Here is a 22,363-nt window from a genome sequence, read left to right as displayed (position 1 = left end):
CTATGATCATTCCTAGAGTAATTAAGGGAAGACTGCCTAGTGATTGCGGATAGGAGGACTCATCGGAATGAATAAATGGAACACGCTCGGTTCCCGATTTATTTTGTTATTCTGTGCGATTACGATTCCGCTGTTAATCATCTTGTTCCTCGTAGGGAGCTACGCGAAGAGCGTCGTGCTCACCCAGGTGGCGAATTCCTATCAGAATCTGGTGAACTCCAACTTGAATATGATCGACAGAAGCTTGGAGGATATCACGACGAATATGGTGGATATCGTGAATAACAGCGATGAGTTCCAGCGATTCGGCCAGCCGGGATTAACCGATTCGGATTATTATTTTGCGCAGATGGAATTGATTCACCGCAATACGACCTATCAATCGTACTACCATACGGTCGATATGTTCTTCGTTTATTCGATGCCGAATGCCGCTCTTTATTCCACGAACCTGGTCGGCGCGGCTTCGGGCTATTATGAACCGGTCAGGGCATGGATCGACAGCTCGTTCCAGCGTCCGGATATGCTCAAGCAGTATTTGTACAAGTGGTCGGTTATTCGAATTAAAGACCAATATTTCTTGTATCGGCTGGTCAGCGATGACTTAACGAACAATGCCTACATCGGCGCCATTATCAACATCAACAGCTTGAAGACGCCGCTGGGCAACTTGGATGTAAAAGGCGGCGCAGGCGTCTTAATCGTAGGCGATGACGGCAGCGTACTATCGAACCCTTCCGCACCGCTTTCTACGATTACGAAGCTGCCTCCGGACAATATCAAGGCGACCGGTTCTTTCACCGTGGAGGATGGAGCGTCCAAGCTGCTCGCGGTGAACAAGCATTCGGGGACTGCAGGCATCAGCTATGCAGTCGTGGTTCCAAACTCGGAGCTGCTCAGCGGTCTGAGCAGGTTTCAAGCCGTCATTAACTTTCTGCCGCTGCTCGTATTCGCGATATTGGTGCTCTACTTATTTATTTTCCGGAACATTCTGTTCAATCCCATTCGTCATCTGCTTGGCGCCATTCGGAGAATCAAAGAAGGCGATATGAGCACGCGGCTGCCGAATTCGCAAATTGCGGAGTTTGCGATCATTAACCATACGTTCAACAACATGGTCGAAGAGATCACCCATTTGAAAATCGACGTGTACGAGGAAAATCTGCGCGCGCAGCAAGCCGAACTGAAGCATTTGCAGACGCAGATTAATCCGCATTTCTTCCTGAACACGATGAATATTATTTTCCAATTGGCCGATTTGAAGCGGAATGAGCTGGTGAAGAAAACCGTTCGTCACATGGTTCAGTATTTCCGGTTTAGCTTGCGAACGAAGCGGGATGCGATCATGCTCGAACAGGAGCTGGAGCATATTCGCAACTACTTGGAGATTCAGAAAATGCGATTCCAGGATTCCTTTAACTTCGAGATTCATGTGCCGGATGACTTATTGCGCGCTAAACTGCCTTCCCTGATCGTGCAGCCGTTCGTAGAGAATGCGATGATTCACGGCATGAGCGTGAAGAACGCGCCGTTCATCCTGCAGTTGTCGGCAAGGCGCGTACAAGGCGAGCAAGAGATGATGGAGATTGCAATTGAAGATAACGGCAAAGGCATGACGGCCGAGAAGTTAGCCGAACTGAACGATGACGGATACGCCCCGGATTCGGAAGACAATCATATCGGAATATGGAACGTGAAGAAGCGATTAACGATGCAATATGGAAGCAAGGCCGAGTTGGGATTTTATCCGAATGAACGAAATGGCGTAAGGATTCGTCTCCTGCTGCCGATTGACTACGCGGAGGAGTGAGGTTTGCGGTGAAACGGTGTACGATGCTGATTGTCGATGATGAGAAGTTCGCCATTGAAGGCATTATGAATTGCAAGGATTGGGAAGCGCTTGGCATTGAGGCGGTTTATGCGGCCGGCAGCGCTGATGAGGCTAGAGCGGTTATGCTGGAGAATCCGATCGATATTCTAATCTGCGATATCGAGATGCCTGATGAGGATGGACTTTCGCTGGTCCGCTGGGTGAAGGAGCAGTACCCGCTGACGGAATTTGTGTTTCTGACCTGCCATAGCGAATTTACGTATGCGAAGCAGGCGGTGCATCTTGGGAGCTTCGACTATTTGCTGAAACCGGTGGATAGCGAGGAACTGGCGCAGGTTGTCGGGCGTATGATCGAATCTATCCGCGAACGAAGAGAGCAGTCGGATTATAACGAGAAGTATCAGAAATATTACGCGTTATATAACAAACAGCAGCCGCTGCTGGTCGAGCATTTCTGGCAGGACATGTTGTCTCGCCGGATTTTGTCTTTCGGGGATTTCCTGGATCGGGCGCTGCAGGACGCTCAAGTAGCGCTGTCCTCCGGCGATTATGTGCTGCCCATTCTGATCAGTCCGGAAGAGTGGACGAAGGTGCTGCCGGAGCGGGATCAGGAAATTCTGGAGTACGCGGTGAAGAAAGCGGCGGAGGAAATGCTGCTGGCAGGTCGGCGCGGGCACGCGGTTATGGACAGGAACGGATTCCTGTTCGTGTTGGTGTACGGTGGCGAAGGTGAAAGTGAAAGCAATGGCACTGGCGCTGGTGATGGTAATAGGGTTGGTACCAGCAATGGTGAACGCGAAGGCGATAGCTCGGATTGGTGGGTCCAAGCAGCGGAGCGGTTTAAAGCGGCATGTCTGTCCTACTTCTACTGTCAGATCTCCTGCTACATCGGATATCGTGCGCCGCTTCAGGAACTGCCGGGATTGTGCGATGGTCTGAAGGACATGGAGCGAAATAATGTGACAAAGCCGCATTCGGTGCTGCTCTTTAATAAGGCTGCTGTTGCGGGAGTGGTGGCTGCGTCAGCTCCTTCGAATGAGCCGGTTAGCATTAATATTTCCGAGTGGATGAGTGCGATCTCGAGCGGCAACCGCGATAAAGTAATCGCATTAATCGGGCAGCATGTGGCGAAGCTGGAGCAAAATCCGAATAGTACGCCTAAGCAGCTTGAGGCGTATTTGCACGAGTTTCTGCAGGTTATTTATCATTTCCTATACGGCCGCGGCATTGCCGTCAGCCAGATCCCGAATTTCACGATGTGGTCGACGGCGCAGATCCGCACGCTCGCCCAGTTCAGGTACTGGGCCGTCCATTTGGTATCGGCGGTGATGGATACCGTGTTTCGCGATAAAGAAGCGGATGGTTTCGTGCAAAAAGCGATTTACTTCATGCGCGAGAACGTTGAGGAGGATATCTCCCGCGAGGATGTGGCTGCTTACGTGAATCTTAATCCGGCCTATCTCTCACGACTCTTCAAGAAGGAGACGGATCGGAACTTGATCGATTATCTCATCGAAACGAAGGTAAACCGCGCGAAGCATCTGCTCGATACAACGGACATGACCGTCAGTGCAATCGCCCAGCAGGTTGGCTATTCGAACTTCTCGCATTTTACGAGGACGTTCAAGAAGCTTACCGGCGTAAACCCGCAGGAATACCGGAAGCAGTCGTAGATGAGCGGATGCAATAAGGAGTGAAAGGGACATGGCCGATGGCGGCCATGTTTTTTTGCGCTGCAGTCAGCTGCCGCTGTTTGCATCGGCAATGCAGCGATGAAATCAGAATTTACTCAGATGGTTACGCGCGAGAGTAGCTCCCAGAGCAACACATTGGTGGGATACCGGGGAAATTAGCGCAAGAGTAGCTCCCAGAGCAACACATTGGTGGGATACCGGGGAAATTAGCGCAAGAGTAGCTCCAATGGCAACACATTGATGGGATACCGGGGAAATTAGCGCAAGAGTAGCTCCCAGAGCAACACATTGGTGGGATACCGGGGAAATTAGCGCAAGAGTGGCTCCCAGAGCAACACATTGATGCACACCTAGAGATCCACATGGTAGCTATAGCAGCAATTTTCGAGCAAGAAGCACACTAGGAGATCTACATGGTTGGCCAAAGCTGCAAATCCAGCACAAAAAAGCACACCCAGAGATCTACTTAGTAGCATAAACAGCAATTTTCGAGCAAGAAGCGCATCCAGAGATCTACATGGTAGCTAGAACAGTAACTTCCGAGTAAGCCAAACGGCATTAGCCGGTTTTTTCGCATGTCCACGTGAAGATGTCACAAATCGACTAGGCGAGGGTGACAAAAACGGTAGGGGCGCGGTCCGATTCTCGGTATGATGATCACATCAACAAGCAACAGGATGGTGAACAGCATGGGCGCAGATCGGCCGATGACAACGGCGGCGACGGCAAGAGAGAAAGGGAAAGGCAGAGCGGGCAATCCGCTGCGGGCGCTGCTGAAATATCACGCGCTTTGGCTATTGGCTTTACCCGGCATTTTGCTGCTGCTGATTAATAATTACATGCCGATGTTCGGCATATTCCTCGCATTCAAGAGCTTGAACTTCTCCAAGGGCATATGGGGCAGCGACTGGGTTGGCTTCGATAACTTCAAGTTTCTGTTCGCCACCAATGATATTTGGCGCATCATCGCGAACACGGTGCTGTACAATATCGCTTTTATCGTCATTAATACGGCACTCTCCGTGCTGCTCGCACTGCTACTCAATGAGGTGAGAAGCAAGGTGCTGTCGAAGTTTTTCCAAAGCTCGATGCTCCTGCCGCATTTTATATCGATGGTGGTGGTGGCCTATCTCGTGTTCGGTTTCCTCAACCCGGATCTGGGGTTCATCAACAAAGCGATTCTGGAGCCATCAGGGCACGAGGCAGTCTCATGGTACATGTCACCGACGTACTGGCCATATATTCTGATCATCGTGAACAGCTGGAAGTCGGTCGGCTTCGGTTCGATTATCTACTTGGCGACGATCGTCGGCATCGATAAGGAATATTACGAGGCGGCGATGATTGACGGAGCCGGGAAGTGGAAACAAATGACGAAGATAACCGTTCCGTTCCTGATCCCGATCATGATCATCCTCACGCTGCTGTCGATCGGCAAAATCTTCAATGCGGACTTCGGCTTGTTCTATCAGGTAACAATGAATTCGGGCATGCTGAAGGAAGTCACGGAAGTCATCGATACCTACGTGTACAACGCGCTGCTTGTCTCCGGAGATACCGATTTGGCCTCATCGGCCGGGCTGCTTCAGTCGGTTATCGGATTTATTTTGGTCGTATCGGTCAACATGGTTGTGAAACGAGTCAGCAGCGATAAAGCTTTATTTTAAAAGGTGGGAGAGCATGAACAACAGCAATCGGATGAACCCGATCATCATTGTATTCTTTATCATCGTCAGTCTGGCGAGCTTGCTTCCGTTCTGGCTCATCCTCATGGTGTCGCTTACGGGTCAAAATGCACTGGTTAAATACGGATACAGCTTCTGGCCACAAGATTTCGATCTGGCCGCTTACCGCTTCCTCATGCATGATGCGGAACCGATCCTTCGCGCATACGGCGTTTCGATATTCGTCACCGTGGTCGGTACGGTCGTGAGTTTGTTTGTAACATCGGCGTTAGCATACACCTTGTCGCGGAATGATTTTCCGTTCCGTAACCTGCTCAGCTTCTACGTACTGTTCACGATGCTATTCGGCGGGGGCTTGCTCCCATGGTACCTTGTGTACACGAAGTTTTTGCACTTGCAAGACACGCTTCCGGCTCTCATTATCCCCGGCTTACTGGGCGGATTCAACGTGTTCATTATGAGGACGTATTTCACGACCAGCATCCCCCCGTCCTTAGTGGATTCGGCACAAATTGACGGGGCGAGCGAATATCGGACGTACTTCAGCATTATTTTGCCGCTGTCGCTTCCGGTGCTTGCGACGATTGGACTGTTCGTCATCGTGACGTACTGGAATGACTGGTTCACGAGCTTGGTGTTTATCAACAATGACAGGCTGTACAACCTGCAATATTTCCTCTACAACACGCTCATGAATGCCCAATATCTGCAGGCCATTGCGAGCAAAGCGCATATTGACGCGTCGTCCACGCAAATTCTTCCGCTCGAAGAGCTGCAGATGGCGATGGCCATTATCGCGGTGCTTCCGGTTGCGATGGTGTTCCCGTTCTTGCAGAAATATTTTGTGAAAGGCCTAACGGTAGGCGCTGTGAAAGGCTGAATTCGGCAACAGCCGATTTAGTATATAGACATCATACAGAGCATTCATTATGGGAGGTTACAGAAAATGAAACAGGTATCAAAAGGTTCCTTCGTTCTGTCATCGCTGCTCCTTTCACTCTCACTCGTAGCGGCAGGCTGCTCCAGCGGCAACAACAACAATGCAGCTAACAACGAGAAGCCGGCGAATCAGGCTCAAGAGAGCAGCACGAACACCAACACGGGCACCGCTAATACGACCGAAGCTCCGAAAGCGCTGGAGCCGTACGAGGTTGTCATGGTTTATCCCGATGGCAAGCAAAATGACCTTGGCGTCGTGCAAACCGCGATGAACGATTACTTGAAACAAACCTATCCGGATATGAATATGACGGTGAAACTGAACCCGATCGACTGGAGCGCCTATGCCGACAAGACGAACCTGATGATGTCTTCCGGGCAGAAGTTCGACTTGATCTGGACGGCAAACTGGATGAATTTCGATGCACAGGTGAACAAAGGCGGATTGCTTCCGCTAGACGAGTTACTCGCTCAGAATGCGCCGGATATTGAGGCAATCGAAGGCAAGTTCCATGATGGCGCATTGCGTAATGGCAAAATCTACGGCGTTCACGTGCATCAAGAGCTGGGCAATCCGCAAGGCGTAGCGATCAGCAAAGCACTCGTAGACAAGTACAACCTGGATCTGAGCGCGCTAAAATCCGGCGAGTTCAAAGACCTTGGCCCCATCTTGAAAACGATCAAGGAAAATGAGCCCGGCGTAACGCCTGCCGTTGGACCTTCGTTCCCGCTCGGCGCTTACTATGGTTCTGGCAGCACAGCGAATATCGTTGGCCCGATTGGGCTTGATCTGAGAGATACAGATCCGAACAACACGTACAAAGTCGTGAATACCTATGCGACACCTCGTTATATGGAGCTTGCCAAGCTGACGCGTGAATGGTTCAAAGCGGGTTACATCAATAAGGATGCAACAACGCCAGGCGTCGATATCTGGAAGAAGTTCCAAGCCAAGACGGCATTCGCGTCCATCGGCAGCGACTTGGATATCCTGGCAGGCACCGAAATCGGTTTGCCGCAGCTGATGCCGAGCAAAACAAGCAGCGTAGGCAGCGACATCATTCAAGTGCCGCTTAATATCGACAGACTCCAAACGACGAAGCTGGCTGCTACGATGCAAGGGATTTCGCAAACCTCGAAGGACCCTGCCCGTGCGATGATGCTGCTTAACCTGTTCTACAAAGATCAGAAGCTGCTGAGCTTGTTCAACTTCGGCGTCGAAGGCACCCACTACGTGCTGAAAGACGGTCAAGTTGCGCTGCCGGATGGCAAGACTCAGGATACAGTCGGTTTCTATCACGACAACATGTGGCAAATCGGGAATCAAATGCTGAACTACACCCGTGTAGGCGAAGATCCGAATAAGTATAAAAACTATGAAGAGTTTAACGCGAAAGTATCGAGCAATCCTTCGCCAATCTTAGGCTTCGTATTTAACTCCGAGCCTGTGAAGAACGAGCTGATTGCCGTTAGCAAAGTACAAAGCACCTTCGATCCGGGGCTGCAATCCGGCCAGCTTGATCCGGAGGTAGAAATTCCGAAGCTGATTCAGAAGCTTCAAGGTGCAGGCATTGACAAAATCATTGCCGAAGCGCAAAAACAGCTGGACGAATGGCGTGCGGCAAACGGAAAGTAAGGGTTACAGCCAAGGGGTATAATCCAAGCGATTATACCCCTTCATTTATCAAACCGGCAGTATTCGATCTTATGGCCGGTACAACTAACAGGATGGTGTTCAACGATGATCAAAGTAACCGTTTGGAATGAATATTTGCATGAAATCAACAACCCTGCCGTAGCGGCTATTTATCCGAAAGGGATTCACGGCGCGCTCGTCGAAGGCTTATCCAGCGAGCAGATCACAGTGAAGACGGCGACACTCGCCGAGCCGGAGCACGGCTTGTCCGAGGAAACGCTGGCGAATACCGACGTTCTTATTTGGTGGGGACATCTGGCTCACGATCAAGTGGATGATGCGATTGTGGAGCGGGTATACAACCGGGTATTGAGTGGAATGGGGCTCCTTGTATTGCATTCCGGCCATGCTTCCAAGATCTTCAGCAAGCTCCTTGGCACCCCGACAGGGCAATTGAAGTGGCGCGAAGCCGATGACAAAGAGCGTATCTGGGTCATCGATCCCGCACATCCGATTGCGGCGGGCATCGGAGAATATATCGAGCTGGAGAAGGAAGAAATGTACGGCGAGCATTTCCATATTCCGGCACCGGATCAGCTTGTATTCGTCTCTTGGTTTGAAGGGGGAGAGGTGTTCCGAAGCGGCGTAACCTACAGTCGCGGACAGGGCAAAATCTTCTACTTCCGGCCGGGTCACGAAACCTATCCTACCTACTACAACGAAGAAATTCTTCGCGTCATCACGAATGGCGTGCACTGGGCGGCTCCGAGCGGGACAACTGCTCCTGTATATGGTCATTCGGCACCGCTGGAGCCAATTTCGGTTAAAGCGTAATTTGTACGTTAAGAGGGGGAGCAGCAATGAGTAAGTTTCGTATCGGTTTGATCGGGCTTGGCGGTATGGCTAACGCGCATATCCGCTGGATGGCTGACGAAAGCGAGCGTTTCGAGGTCGTAGCCGTGAGTGACGTCAGCACGGAGGCATTGGCGCGAGTTGGCAGCCAGCTCGGCCTTGATGAGAGCAAAAGGTATGCTGATTTCAAAGCGTTGATTGAGGATTCCGATGTAGATGCGGTCGTATCGGCAACGCCGAATCATGTGCACGCGGCCATAATCGAAGCGTGTTTGAAGGCGGGCAAGCCGTTCTTGGCGGAGAAGCCGTTCACGCGCGTGTTCGAGGAAGCGGGGCCGCTGCTTGAGCTGTATAAGCAGCAGCCGGTAGCGGCAATGATCGGGTTTACGTACCGCTATACGCCTGCTTTCCGATATGCTCGTGAGCTTGTGCTGCAGGGCAAGCTGGGGACGATTCGCAGCTTCTCCGTGCAATATTTGCAGGGCTGGGGGGCGGCGCAGTATAAGGTTCCTTATGTGTGGAGGTTCGATAAGAACATTACCGGTACCGGAACGCTTGGCGATCTCGGTTCGCATATGATCGACTTGGCGCGGTTCCTGTTCGGCGAGTTCGAGGAGCTGTCGGCACAGCTGAAGACGATTATTACAGAACGTCCCGATTCGGCAACGGGGCAGATGGTTCCGATTGAAGTCGATGACTTTGCCAGCTTCCAAGCGCGGATGACAGGTGACGTGATGGGCGTCTTCCAAACGTCCCGTAATGCGATCGGCTCGGGCAACCAACACGAAGTATCCATCTATGGCGACTTCGGAACGATTCACGCTTCCACGGAAAATCCGGATAAGCTGATCTGGATCCGCGAGGAGGAGCCGGGCCAGCTGTCCAGGTCGACACTCGATGTGCCGAGCTCGTACAAGGTCTCCCAATATTCCGATTTCCTTGCGATGCTGGAAGGCAAGGAACCGAACGGTCTGCCGGGCTTCATGGACGGTTACCGCAATCAACAGGTACTGGATGCGATCATTCGTGCAAGTGAGACGAAGACGGTTGTGCGGTTGTAAACACAACTCTTTGGATAATAGACAAGAGCCGCAAATGCCGCGGCTCTTCATAGTAGGTCAACCGGGATATTCCGGTTGGCCTTTTTTTTATTCTAACGAATCGTACGGACAGCGACCCTCTCTGGGAGAAAGTTTTATGCAATTAGGGTGAGATTTGTATTCGGTTTCAAGAAACTCGTATTCATAGGATAAGAGAGCGCTTATGATGGATGGAGACTCATTTAAGGGGGAAACAGTGTGAGCCAGCAATCTTATAGTCAATCGTATTCGGGGAATCGTAATTCTCATATCGCTTATCCGCTTGGCGGAATCGGAGCGGGAATGTTCTGTCTGGAGGGAACGGGAGCGATGTCCCATTTCTCCTTGCGTCATGCACCCGATATTACGCATGAACCTATCATTTTTTCGGGCTTGTGCGTGAAAGGGGAGCATGGCAATATGGCGAGAGTCATGGAAGGCCCGATTCCTTCTTGGAAGATCTACGGCAATAAAGCGGAATCGATGAATCCAGGCAGCGGGCTGTTTGCTAAACACTTCGGCCTGCCTCGCTTTGAGAGCAGCTCGTTTCACGCAAGGTTTCCGTTCGGTACGGTTGAACTGAATGATAATCGGCTCCCTGTCGAGGCGTCGATTACGGGTTGGAGCCCGTTTATTCCCTTGGATGCAGATGATTCGAGTTTGCCGGCAGCGGCGCTCGAAATTACGTTAATCAACACAACCGATCGCCCTGTCGAGCTCGTGTATTCCCTTCATGCGGCCAACTTCATGGCGTTTAATAAGTCAACGAAACAACGGGTTTACAGCGCGAAGTCTGGCAAAGGTTTTGTGCTGGAGCAATCGCCGGCGGAAGGAAAGCCATGGGAAGAAGGATCGTTCAGTGCCTTCACGGATCATCCGAACGCCAAAGTCGACTGTGCATGGTTCCGCGGTGGATGGTTCGATTCGTTAACGATGGTTTGGAACGCGATTAAGGAAGGCCAAAGCGCGGAGAAACCTGAAGTAACGGAAGGGAAACCAAGTCCGGGAGGAAGCCTGTTCGTTCCGCTTACGCTTGCCCCTCATGACCGCGAGGTCATTCGAATCATGCTGTCCTGGTATGTGCCGGAGACAAAGCTGATTGAAGGCGTAGAAGCAGCTAAAGATCCGAATTGGGCCGGAGAATACCATAAGCCTTGGTACGCCGGCAAATTTGCGACCATTTCGGAAGTTTCCGAGTACTGGTTCCGCCATTACGATTCGCTTCGCGAAAGAAGTCTGAAGTTTAGCAACACCTTCTACGGCACTTCGCTACCTGCGGAAGCCAAGGATGCAATAACCGCTAACTTGACGATTCTCAAATCGCCTACCGTCTTGCGCCAGACCGACGGACGGATGTGGGGCTGGGAAGGTCAGCAGCTTAAAGAGGGCAGCTGCAGCGGTTCTTGCACGCATGTGTGGAACTATGCGCAAGCGGTGTCGCATCTGTTCCCGGATTTGGAGCGCAGCTTGCGGGTTACGGAGTTTACGGAAGGGCAGGATGAACGGGGACATCAGAATTTCCGGGTTCCGCTTCCCATTCAGCCGGCAAGCCACAAGTATCACGCGGCTTCGGACGGCCAGCTTGGCGGCATCATGAAGGCATACCGTGAATGGAGAATCAGCGGGGACACCGAGTGGCTCCGGAAGTATTGGCCGCAAATCAAACAAAGCCTGACATATTGCAAAGAGCTTTGGGATCCTGACGGTATCGGGGTTTTAATCGAGCCGCATCACAATACGTACGACATCGAATTCTGGGGACCGGATGGCATGTGCTCGTCCATTTACATTGGCGCGCTGAAAGCAGCTTCGCTCATGAGCGAAGCGCTGGGAGAACCTGCAAACGAATACGAAGAGCTATACCGCAAAGGCAGGAATTACTTGGAGCAAGAGCTGTTCAATGGCGAATATTTTGAACAGAAGATTATTTGGGAAGGGCTCCGCGCGCCGGATCCGGCCAAATTAGTTCCCCAAGGGAATGATAGCTACAAGGCGGCGGAGACATTGGAAGGACCTGAAGCCTGGAATGTTAACTACTCCAAGGAAGCCCAGGAGCTACTGCAGCAGGAAGGACCTAAGTATCAATATGGAAAAGGCTGCTTGTCTGATGGGGTCATCGGAGCGTGGATCGCGGAAATGTGCGGGCTGGGAGATATTTTGGATCGCGATAAGGTCAAGTCCCACCTTCTAAGCATCTATAGGTATAATCTCAAACGCGACTTATCCGAGCATGCCAACCCGCAGCGTTCCGGCTTTGCACTCGGCCAAGATGGCGGACTTCTTCTGTGTACGTGGCCAAGAGGCGGTCAGCTGTCGCTCCCGTTCGTATACAGCAACGAAGTTTGGACCGGCATCGAATACCAAGTCGCCTCGCACTTAATGTCGGTTGGCTGCGTGGAGGAGGGGCTCGACATCGTCCGCGTGTGCCGAGACCGTTATGACGGAAGCATTAGAAATCCGTTCGATGAGTACGAATGCGGTCATTGGTATGCCAGGGCAATGGCATCCTATGGCATCATTCAAGGCTGGAGCGGCATTCGGTATGATGCGGTGGAGCGCGCGCTCTATGTTTCACCGAAGGTATCGGGGGACTACAGCAGCTTCTTGTGCACGGCTTCCGGGTACGGAATTGCCGGAATCCGGGGCGGCGAAGTATTTGTTGAAGTAAAGGATGGCACGATAGAAGTAGATGAGATTTACTTGGTTGAAAGAATAGCGGCATCTTAGGGCAGCTGCGATTCCATGTCTCATCTGCAGTTTGGTGAACGCCGTTTCACCAATTAAAGCTTTCCAAGTAGGAATGAATTTGTTATTTTATAGCTTAGCAAGCGCGTTCTTACCAAAGCTAAACAGATTGGATGGGATAAAGTGAAAGTTAGTGCAGAAGAGTTAGCATCCGGTAAATTGTCGCCCGCGACAATTGAGCTGGCTGTGCAGTTAATTCAAGTAAATGGTTATGTGTTGATTGAAGAAGTGCTGCCACGGACGCAAATCGATCAATTGAACAACAGAATCGGCGATTTTCTCGAAGGCTTCATGGCGAAGAACGAATTCAGCCTCGAAGAAGGCTTCCATGATGGCACGAATCACATCGGCATGTATTTGCCGTTTGAGCAGCCGTTCTGCGATGAATCGCTCATTGCGCATCCGTTCGTGATGGATATTGTGGATCAAATTCTGGGCTCCGATTGCGAGCTTACTTATTTTGCATCAAACACGTCGATGCCTAAAGGCACCAAGTCGCAAGACGTCCACGCCGACATGGGCGCTCGATTCGGAAGCCGTTTTGGCGTGAACGTGCCCATTACGAACCTGGTCGTGAACTACCCGCTCGTAGACGTCAATGACGAGAACGGTCCGATGGAGGTATGGCCGGGCGGTACGCACCTGCATCCGGACAGCTGGTACAGCTCCAAAGTGGTGAACAAGCCTGAGCTTGCTCCGCATATGCTTTCTTTCAAAGCCCATATGCCTGCCGGCTCCATCATGATTCGTGACGACCGCATGTGGCACCGCGGCACGCCGAATCGCTCCGACAAGCCAAGACCGAACATCGCGTTGATCTACTCGTCTACATCAACGGCTCCTTACCAAGGCGGCCTGCAAATCCCGCAAGAGACGTACGATCAATTCTCGGATCGCGCGAAGCAGCTGGTTCGCAAGCAGAAGATCGGCGCAGAAGTCATCAAGCCTTATTAATAGCGAATTTGCGCAGCAGAAAGCACCTGACCATATGGTCAGGTGCTTTCTGCGTTTCGTCGCCTATACGCCATCCGCGAACAAACGATATTTCAGCGGCGTTACCCCCGTCAGCTTCTTGAAATCACGGATATAGACGTTCACGTTCTCGAAGCCTACCTCGTAAGCGACCTCGGAGACAGAAGACATCGATTTCTTCAGCAGATGCTTCGAACGGTCAATTCGCAGACGCATCAGATACTCCTGCGTGGAGGTACCGGTCATCCGTTTGAAGAGTCGCGAGAAATAGCTCTCGTTGAAGCCTGCATGCCGCGCGACCTCGGCTACGCTGAAATCGCCGCGGTTCAGCTGCGCCTCCATGAAACGGATCGCCGACTCAATCACCTGCTGGTGATATTCCGTCTTGCGGGCTCCTTCGCCGCGGTTGCGATTGAGCGTTAGCTCCGTCAGAATGCGCATAATGAGCACCGGAATCGCAAGATCGCTCTGATGATCGCCTTCTTCGACGTACCGCATGATTTTGTCAAAACAGCTGTTAAACTCCGAGAAATGCTGCAGCGTAACCGGAGCCAAGCCGCTCGGGTTGATCGTATCGTAGAAGGCAGGCACGCCGCTCCCCTTGATATGCAGAAACCGATATTTCCACACTCCCGAATCGCCGGTCCGATAATGATGATGGCCGAAACAGTTGATCAAGGCGACTTTGCCGCGGTCGAGCACGACCTTCTTTCCTTCATAGGTGAGAATGCCGCTTCCTTCATCGGTGAAGATGATTTGGTAATTTTTCTGCTTCTCGCGCTCGGTGTAGAACTTCTCTGCGAAATGAACATGCCCAACCGTACACAACTGATAGGGCAGCTTGCGCGAGACAGCGAGCGGCGTGAAGGGAAGGATGACTGGCTCCTCAATATTGTCAAAATAATACGACGTCCGCATGCCCCAGCTCCCCTTCCTTCTCTAAAGTCAAATAGCGTAGATAATAGGTAAAGAATCGTCGCTGACAGCGGTGTTGAAAGCGCTACAATTAGATTATACACACAGAAAGCCACGCAGCAATCGAGAATTCCCGAGAAAGTAAGGAGGAGTAGGATTGGCGGAGAGCTTGAACCCGGCGGGGGATTCCCCGGAAGCAGCGAGCACCCTACACCGCAGGAGGTCAATGCCTGGCAGATGGCGATTGCCGAGGTGATCCGAGAAACGGAAGCGCATTTGCCAAACAAGCATATGATTGCAGGGCAGGAAGCATTCACCTATGAACCTTGGGAGCAATCGTCGGACTTGTCGTTTGGTGAATTCGGCATCGATATCGTCAACATGCACCCGCTGCCGAACACGACCTACGGGGGACGCGGCCACCATATGGGCGAGTTCATGTCGAAACAGCTTCGGTTGCGTGCGGTGCGGGATTATTGCTTGGCTACTTTGAACGAAAGCAAGCCGCTTAATCTCGATGAAGATAACGTAGCCAGTCAATACAAGGATCCGGATGGCTGGACCATTCACCGCAAGCGTGCTTGGGTAACGCTCATGAGCGGCTGCCACTATGACTATATCGATTTTTCGATTATTAATTACGTTGAAGCCGGAACGCCGGCTTCGCAGCGGCATATTCGGAGTTGGATGAAGGATTTGTCTGCGTATGTCCACTCTATCAATCTGGCAGAGGCACGACCGCTGCCGGACGTTGTACTTGAGGAGCCGAAACACACGGTGACTTGCACATTGGGAATTCCGGGCGAAGAGTATAACATCTACGTGGCAGACGAGAGAGAGCTGACGGATGAAGGCGCAGGCTCGCCTATTGTATCGGAGGAGCTGCTCGTTGATTTACCGGATGGCTGCTATCGAATTCGCTGCTTCGATCCGGCAACAGGTTTATATTCGCCGGCGATGCGCATTAGCGGTGGAGCAGGGATGATTATCCGGCTGCCGGATTTTCAGCATGATCTGACGATTCGGATCAACAAGGAACCGCTGGAGTAGAGCGGGAATTCAATTAAAGAAGGGATTGAACGGAGTAATGGCAAGCAACAGCATCATGCAAAATCAAGTTGCGGAATGGGAGTACCGCTCCGTTACGGCGTATCCGGATCCTTTTCACGATATCGGCATGCAAGTTGTCATTACCTCACCGGATGGTAGAGAACGGACGGTGCCGGGCTTCTGGGGCGGAGATCAGACGTGGAAGTTCCGTTACTCCTCTGATCAGGTAGGCGTACATCGGTATCGAACGATTTGCTCGGACGGCGCTAATGCCAGTCTGCATGGGCAAGAAGGCACGATTGAGGTGGAGGCCTATACAGGCGAAAATGAGCTGTATCTGCACGGCAGTCCGAAGGCTGCCGCAAGCCGCAGCTATTTGGCACATGCCGATGGCAAGCCGTTCTTCTGGCTCGGCGATACATGGTGGATGTCTTTGACGGATCGACTGAAGTGGCCGGAGGATGTGAAGTGGCTGGCTCAGGATCGAGTCGAAAAAGGCTATACCGTGATTCAAGTCGTTGCCGGACTCTACCCCGACATGGGGCCGTTCGATCCGCGTGGCAGCAACGAAGGCGGTCAGGCATGGGAGGAAGGGTTTACACGGATCAATCCGGCGTTCTTCGATGCGGCGGATCCGAAGATCGAATGGATGGTGGAATCCGGGCTGCTTCCGTGTATTGTGGCATGCTGGGGGTATTATTTTGATTTTGCCGGACGAGATGTCATTAAGAAGCAGTGGGAGTATTTAATCGCCAGGTATGGTGCTTATCCGGTTGCTTGGTGCCTCTGCGGTGAAGCCGATATGCCGTATTATCAGTGGGATGCTTTTAAAGATCCGAATCAGAAGCCGCTCTACGTGGAGCGCATGCGCAAAGAATGGACGGAGATGGCGGCTTATGTGAAAGAGACCGACCCGTTCGGCAGATTGCTCACGATCCACCCTACCCAATATGGGCACAACATGGTGGAGGACGCTGCTGTTCTTGATCTTGATATGCTGCAAACCGGGCACGGCGCTTATATCTCGCTTGAGCCAACGGTACGTATGGTGCGGGAGTCGGTCGCAAGGGAGCCGCGCACGCCTGTGATCAACTCCGAGGTGTGCTACGAAGGCATCGGCGGAACAAGCTATCAAGATATTCAGCGTATCGCGTTCTGGACCTGTATGTTAAACGGAGCATGTGGTCACACCTATGGCGCGAATGGGATTTGGCAGGTCAATTCGGAGGATAAACCTTACGGCGCATCCCCGCATGGGGTGGCATGGGGGCATTTGTTCTGGAGAGAAGCGGCGCAGCTGCCCGGCTCGCGGCAAGTCGGACTTGGCAAAAAGCTGCTGGAGCGGTACGCGTGGTGGTCCTTCGAGCCGCAGCCGCAGTGGCTGAATCCGGTCGCGGAGGATGTGCCTGTGACGGCGAGGCCTTTTGCGGCGGGGATTCCGGGGCAGGTGCGCGTCATCTACGCGCCATTCCTGCTCGCATTCGGCGGCGTAGAAGTACTGGGCATCGAGCAGGATGTATCCTATCGCGCGTTCATGTTCGATCCGGCCACAGGCGATGAGCATGATTTCGGGCAGATTATCCCGGATGCGGACGGCAGATGGAGCACCGGTGCATTTAAAATCTTCCAGGACTGGGTGCTGGTCTTGGAGCGGGTATAGCTTGTGCTTGTGGAGGGGCTGCTCCTTTGGTCATCGTATGATGACCGGGGGCAGTCTTTGTTATCGTGGGGCAATGAGCGCTACGAGTTACCGCTCTTTGGCGTGAAACGGTAGATTCGTGTGAAGAAGCGGTAGTGGATACCGCTCATGAGCGTGCAAGGGTTGGTTTGAGCGGATGAGAGGTACTGGTTACCGCTCATGGGTTGTTGAATCGCTTGTTTGGGGATCTCATAGGGGCTAAACTCGGAGGAGCAAACAAACGGCGCAGATGCTTGATAGACAAGTAGCTCACATGGCCGAGAATCGGGTTAACCGACTCTCAGACTTTCACCTATCTACCCAATTTAAGTCCGCGACGGCTTTCGCCATTCGCTGGGCGACATGCCGAATTGTTTTTTGAAGGTGCGGCTGAAATAGTGAATGCTCTGAAAACCGCATGCTTGTGAGACATGCTGCACGGTCATATCGGAATGCAGCAGATACTGGGAAGCAGCAGCAAGTCGAAGCTCGTTTAAGTAGCTGAAAGGTGTTTTGCCGGTATGCTGCCGGAACAGGCGCACGAGATAGGAAGGATTGTAGTGGGTGTAATCCGCGATCGTCTGCAGCGAAATCGATTGTGGGAAGACCGATTCCAAGAAACGCAGCACCTCCGTGACGAGCATCTCACCCGAGGAGTAGCTGGGAGCCTGCGGAGTTAATGCCGTGATATTCGGGATGAACACAAGCAGTTTATGTAAATCGGATAGCAGCGCTTCTTGAAAAATAGCAGGGGCAAACGAGGTTTCCGCCAGCATCAGCATGCGGACTGCCTCAAAAGCAGCGCGCAGCGCCGGATAAGGCGCACTGCTCCAACTAATGTCCGATTGCATGCTGTTCCAGCGATAAATCAGATCCACACTCGGCAGCGCAGCGGCATCCTCTTCATGAAATTCGACGAACCAATAACAAAGTCGATGAGACCGCTGGACAAGCTGATGAGGCGTATTCGGCAGAATAACAAACAAAGCAGTTCCGTTCGCATGGTACGTCATGCCCGCCCATTCCAGATCGGCCTCGCCGTCCGTAATGCAGAGCAGCTCACCATACGGATGAACGCCTCCGGCGCGGCTGCCGACACCGCCTTCAACCTCAGCCAAGCCATGTTTTCGAATCCTCATCCGATGCCCCCGCTTTCAACATGTCAATGATGTGCAAATCATATCATGCGCCACAATGCCCGTAAACGGTTAAAAGCATCGCTTTACGCTCACCATCACTATAGAGTGCAAAGACATCCTGCTTGTAAGCGCTTATCCTAAGTAGTAACAGGACCAGCCAAAAACAGGGCTTGGCCATAAGGAGATGAACGCTCATGAAAGCGATCCAAATTACAGGTGTGAACCAGTATGAATCGATTGAAGTGCCTGTACCCGAAATCAAGGATGATCAAGTGCTCGTCCGCATCCATCTCGTAGCGACCTGCCCCCGCTGGGATCTGCACATGATGGGCGGTAAGGATATGTTCATCCAAAATCGCCAGCCGGATTATCCACTGCCCCCGGGTTTCCCCGGTCATGAAGCGGTAGGGGTAGTGGAGGCGGTCGGCTCAAGCGTACAAGGCTTCGCTCCCGGCGATCGCGTAGTGGCTCTGGAGCATGTTTCGCCAGGTTTTGGTGCGTACGCACAGTTCATGGCTTACCGCGAGAACGATCTGTTGAAGCTGCCTGATCACATTTCGGATAAGCGAGCCGTCTCTTTAGAGCTGCTGAAATGCGTCATGTACGGGCTTGATCAATTCGATGATCTGCAAGGTAAGACGATGCTGGTTGCAGGCCTCGGCCCTGCGGGTATTCTGGCGATGCAGCTTGCCTCCCTATGGGGAGCGAAAGTGACGGCAATTGATGTGAACAGAGAGCGCGTTGAATTCATAAAAGGGCTATCCCTGCAAGGCGAGGCAGTACATGCGGATGATCTCGGAGACCGCAGATTCGATCTGGGTTATGATTGCGTAGGCTATTCGGCATCCGTGCAGAACGTGCTTGACCGTACCGACGAGCATGTCATCATCTTCGGCGTGCTTAAGGGCGATATTACCTACCCGGAATCGTACTGGTACAAGGGGACACGATTGGAATCCTATCGTTATCATCCTGTTACGAAGCGGGATCGCCATCTGCTGCTGGATGCTTTAAGCAATCCGGTCTTCAACACGGAATGTTTGCAGACCGAGGTGCTCTCTTTTAAGGAGTACAAGCGCGGTGTTGAGCTTCTAAAGGCGCAGAAAGCGATCAAGATTTGCTTTAATGTACAGGAGGATTTCTAATATGAAAGCATTGGCAGTCGTATTCGAAACAAAAGAAGTGGTGAGCGTTCGAACCGTAGAAGTGCCTGAACCAACTGATCGTGATGTTGTCATTGAGCTCGAATATTCCTGGATCAGCATCGGGACCGAATCGTCCTTCTTCCGCGGGGAGCGTATTTCAGGAGAGGTTCCGTACACGGAAGGGGGACCGTGGCCTTTCCCGCATGTACCGGGTTATCAAAAGGTAGGGAGAGTCATCTCGGCGGGTGCAGAGGTTACCCATGTAAAAGCCGGTGACCGCGTATTCGCTTCCGTCAGCAAAGTTGACGGCATGTACTTTGATTTTGGCGGGCACATTAATCCGTCCGTTACAGATGGCTCCCAAGTGTGGAAGTTATCGGAGGATGGGCCGGAGCCGCTAGCCTATTCCGGTACGGTGCTGACGCAAGTCGGCTATAACTGCGGTATGCGGCCGCCGGTCACTGCAGGCGACATCGCTGTTGTAATCGGCGACGGGCTCGTTGGCCAATGGGCAGCACAGACACTGGCTCATCGCGGCGCGCAGGTGTATCTGCTCGGGCATCGGGAGGAGCGGTTGAAGCTTGCTCTTGCAGGGGGTTATGCTATTCCGCTCAATGGCCATAACAGCGATCCCGTTCAAGTGCTCGAGAGCGAGAACAAACAGCTCGCCATTGTGATCGACACGGTGGGCAGCCTCGAAACGTTCCGCAAGCTGCAGCCGCTGATGAAACACGACAGCCACCTTGTTTCGGCAGGCTACTTAGGCGAAGCGGGCCTAATCGATATCCAGAAGCTGCGGGAGCAGGAGATCACGCTTCATACCCCATCCGGCTGGTCGGCAGAACGAATGGCAGCTACAATTGCGGCCATTGAAGAAGGTTGGCTGACGACGGAGCAGCTTATCACCCACCGGTTTCCTGCCACCGATGCCGCTGAAGCATGGGAGCTAATTACCGCTCCGAAGAGTCCATGCTTAGGCGTCATTTTGGACTGGCGGCAGGTGTAAATTATCTTTCAAGAGCCATCTCAAAAGTGTGCAGGGCAACTTTTGGGATGGCTCTTTTGTATACTCCATTAGGGTGAGGGATTGCAGCTGGCGCCGGCATTTAGCAGAGCAGAATCCGTTACCGCTCATTGGCGGGAAACTGGCAAAGTAGCATCAAGAGAGGAACTAGTTACCGCACATTGGTGGGAAAGCGGGGAAGTAGCAGCAAGAGAGGAACAAGTTACCGCTTATTGTGGGAAAGTGGGGGAAGTCGCATCAAGAGAGGAACTAGTTACCGCACATTGGTGGGAAAGCGGGGAAGTCGCATCAAGAGAGGAACTAGTTACCGCACATTGGTGGGAAAGCGGGGAAGTAGCATCAAGAGAGGAACTAGTTACCGCACATTGGTGGGAAAGCGGGGAAGTCGCATCAAGAGAGGAACTAGTTACCGCACATTGTGGGAAAGTGGGGGAAGTAGCATCAAGAGAGGAACTAGTTACCGCACATTGTGGGAAAGTGGGGAAAGTAGCATCAAGAGAGGAACTAGTTACCGCACATTGGTGGGAAAGCGGGGAAGTAGCATCAAGAGAGGAACTAGTTACCGCACATAAGCGAAAGAGTAGCCCCCAGAGCAACAGATCAGCAGCAAGTTGAAGGAATAAGCGAAAGAGTAGCTCCCAGAGCAACTGATCAGCAGCAAGTTGGCGGAATAAGCGAAAGAGTAGCTCCCAGAGCAACACATTAGCAGCAAGTTGGCGGAATAAGCGAAAGAGTAGCCCCCAGAGCAACAGATCAGCAGCAAATTGAAGGAATAAGCGCAAGAGTAGCTCCCAGAGCAACTCATCAGCACGCAAATCAGCGGACAATCGCCTGTCGATCCCTAGTATTTGTCCACTAATTTAGCTATTGCAAACGCTGTCATTTTGACCTATACTGAGTCCATAATCAACCCGAAACGTTTCGATAGAGGATGTGCAAGTTGTGACCACCATTAAAGACCTGGCTAAAGCAACGGGATTGTCGGTTACGACTGTATCAAGAGCGCTTAACGGATACAGCGACGTCAATGAGGAGACTCGCAAGAAAATTAAGCAGGCTGCCGAGGAATTGAACTATCGGCCCAGCGCTGCTGCCAGAAGTCTGGTGATGAAGAAATCAAGAACGATCGGCGTCATCATCTCCGATATTAACCGGGAAGGCGTCAAGGATGCGCTCGCTTACGAAATCCTGTGCGGCATCAATGACCGCTCGACGATGCTCGATTATGATATTTTGCTGTTCAGCACGAGCTCCAAGAAACAGCTGAAGAAATCCTATTCGGATCTGTGCAAGGAGCGGGGCGTAGACGGCGCGATCGTGTTCGGCCTAAGGGTGAATGATCCGTATCTGGAGGAGATTGTGCGCAAAGCCGATTTTCCTTGCGTGCTGATCGACATACCGGTCGAAAGCAAGAATACAGGCCATGTCACAACAGATAATGTATACGGGGCAACGCTGGCGGTCAATCATCTACTGGAGCTTGGGCACCGTAAGATCGCGATGATCAACGGGCATAATGAAGCGGCAGTCAGCATCAGAAGGCTGCAGGGCTACAAGCAAGCACTGGAGAAAGCCGGCATCCCCTACGATCCGGACCTCGTCTTCGACGGCAACTTCTCCGAAGACGGCGGCTGCGAGGCGATGTATCGCATCCTGCTCAATCATCCGGATGTCACGGCGGTGTTCTCGGCAAGTGACCTGATGGTGCTCGGCGCGCTTCGCGCAATGGAGAAGCTGAAGCGACAAGTTCCGCAAACGCTGTCCATCGTCGGCTATGACGACATCCCGGTAGCCGCCTATTGCTCGCCGAAGCTGACGACAATCCGTCAAGATAAATACGAGATGGGTTATCAGGCTGCACAGCTCGTCATAGATATGATGGAGAACCGCCAGATTGACCGCAAAATAGTGTTGCAAAATGAATTAATTATCCGCGAGAGCACGAGAGCGATACCTTAGAAGCTAGTGGTAGTGAGCGA

The 22,363-nt window shown here is 52.2% G+C and carries 16 protein-coding genes; 14 read left to right on the top strand and 2 right to left on the bottom strand.

The features are described 5' to 3' along the window. Positions 1-67: 67 nt before the first annotated feature. The 9 genes from BM412_RS18435 to BM412_RS18395 all read left to right on the top strand — a co-directional run bounded on the left by BM412_RS18435 (position 68) and on the right by BM412_RS18395 (position 13,415). Positions 68-1,810 (top strand): sensor histidine kinase, encoded by a 1,743-nt coding sequence (locus tag BM412_RS18435; RefSeq protein ID WP_091221518.1) that lies wholly within the window; start codon positions 68-70, stop codon positions 1,808-1,810. Between the two features lie 8 nt (positions 1,811-1,818). Then, positions 1,819-3,504, top strand: coding sequence for a helix-turn-helix domain-containing protein (locus tag BM412_RS18430; RefSeq protein ID WP_256256434.1), 1,686 nt, complete (start codon positions 1,819-1,821; stop codon positions 3,502-3,504). A 728-nt stretch (positions 3,505-4,232) separates the two neighbouring features. Continuing rightward, positions 4,233-5,192: an ABC transporter permease gene (locus BM412_RS18425; RefSeq protein WP_091222918.1), complete on the top strand. Its 960-nt coding sequence runs from the start codon at positions 4,233-4,235 to the stop codon at positions 5,190-5,192. 13 nt (positions 5,193-5,205) lie between these two features. Further along, positions 5,206-6,090 carry a carbohydrate ABC transporter permease gene (locus BM412_RS18420; protein ID WP_091221516.1) on the top strand — a complete coding sequence of 295 codons (885 nt, stop codon included), beginning with the start codon at positions 5,206-5,208 and terminating at the stop codon, positions 6,088-6,090. A gap of 66 nt (positions 6,091-6,156) precedes the next feature. Next, entirely contained in the window at positions 6,157-7,785 is a 1,629-nt protein-coding gene (locus BM412_RS18415) for an ABC transporter substrate-binding protein (protein WP_091221513.1), read from the top strand. A 105-nt stretch (positions 7,786-7,890) separates the two neighbouring features. Then, positions 7,891-8,619, top strand: a complete 729-nt coding sequence (locus BM412_RS18410; RefSeq protein WP_091221511.1) for a ThuA domain-containing protein — start codon at positions 7,891-7,893, stop codon at positions 8,617-8,619. 26 nt (positions 8,620-8,645) lie between these two features. Further along, the gene (locus tag BM412_RS18405; protein ID WP_091221508.1) at positions 8,646-9,698 is read left to right on the top strand and encodes a Gfo/Idh/MocA family protein; all 1,053 of its coding nucleotides are present in this window, start codon (positions 8,646-8,648) and stop codon (positions 9,696-9,698) included. A gap of 237 nt (positions 9,699-9,935) precedes the next feature. After that, positions 9,936-12,443, top strand: a complete 2,508-nt coding sequence (locus tag BM412_RS18400) for a GH116 family glycosyl hydrolase (protein ID WP_091221505.1) — start codon at positions 9,936-9,938, stop codon at positions 12,441-12,443. Between the two features lie 141 nt (positions 12,444-12,584). Next, positions 12,585-13,415 (top strand): phytanoyl-CoA dioxygenase family protein, encoded by an 831-nt coding sequence (locus BM412_RS18395; RefSeq protein WP_177245911.1) that lies wholly within the window; start codon positions 12,585-12,587, stop codon positions 13,413-13,415. Positions 13,416-13,478: 63 nt separating this feature from the next. Here BM412_RS18395 and BM412_RS18390 read toward each other — a convergent pair whose 3' ends face one another. Further along, on the bottom strand, positions 13,479-14,351 hold the full coding sequence (locus BM412_RS18390) for a helix-turn-helix domain-containing protein (RefSeq protein ID WP_091221500.1): 873 nt from the start codon (positions 14,349-14,351) through the stop codon (positions 13,479-13,481). Between the two features lie 234 nt (positions 14,352-14,585). On the opposite strand from BM412_RS18390, the gene BM412_RS18385 reads away from it, so the two are divergent. Together BM412_RS18385 and BM412_RS18380 are read left to right on the top strand one after the other, a co-directional pair. Continuing rightward, entirely contained in the window at positions 14,586-15,398 is an 813-nt protein-coding gene (locus tag BM412_RS18385; RefSeq protein ID WP_091221497.1) for a hypothetical protein, read from the top strand. Positions 15,399-15,453: 55 nt separating this feature from the next. Further along, positions 15,454-17,058, top strand: a complete 1,605-nt coding sequence (locus BM412_RS18380) for a glycoside hydrolase family 140 protein (protein WP_177245910.1) — start codon at positions 15,454-15,456, stop codon at positions 17,056-17,058. Positions 17,059-17,402: 344 nt separating this feature from the next. Here the strand turns inward: BM412_RS18380 and BM412_RS18375 are convergent, their stop codons facing one another. After that, entirely contained in the window at positions 17,403-18,215 is an 813-nt protein-coding gene (locus BM412_RS18375) for a helix-turn-helix transcriptional regulator (RefSeq protein WP_091221491.1), read from the bottom strand. Positions 18,216-18,409: 194 nt separating this feature from the next. Here BM412_RS18375 and BM412_RS18370 point away from each other — a divergent pair, with 194 nt between their 5' ends. The 3 genes from BM412_RS18370 to BM412_RS18355 all read left to right on the top strand — a co-directional run bounded on the left by BM412_RS18370 (position 18,410) and on the right by BM412_RS18355 (position 22,343). Beyond that, positions 18,410-19,360 (top strand): zinc-dependent alcohol dehydrogenase, encoded by a 951-nt coding sequence (locus BM412_RS18370; protein ID WP_091221489.1) that lies wholly within the window; start codon positions 18,410-18,412, stop codon positions 19,358-19,360. 1 nt (position 19,361) lies between these two features. Beyond that, positions 19,362-20,366, top strand: a complete 1,005-nt coding sequence (locus BM412_RS18365; RefSeq protein WP_177245909.1) for a zinc-binding dehydrogenase — start codon at positions 19,362-19,364, stop codon at positions 20,364-20,366. A gap of 960 nt (positions 20,367-21,326) precedes the next feature. Then, complete coding sequence (locus BM412_RS18355) at positions 21,327-22,343, top strand: LacI family DNA-binding transcriptional regulator (RefSeq protein ID WP_091221482.1); 1,017 nt, start codon at positions 21,327-21,329, stop codon at positions 22,341-22,343. Positions 22,344-22,363: the final 20 nt, after the last annotated feature.

The sequence above is a fragment of the Paenibacillus sp. BC26 genome (genome assembly GCF_900116125.1).
GTDB classification, from domain to species: domain Bacteria; phylum Bacillota; class Bacilli; order Paenibacillales; family Paenibacillaceae; genus Paenibacillus_Z; species Paenibacillus_Z lignilyticus.
This window is presented reverse-complemented; position numbering and strand designations above follow the sequence as displayed.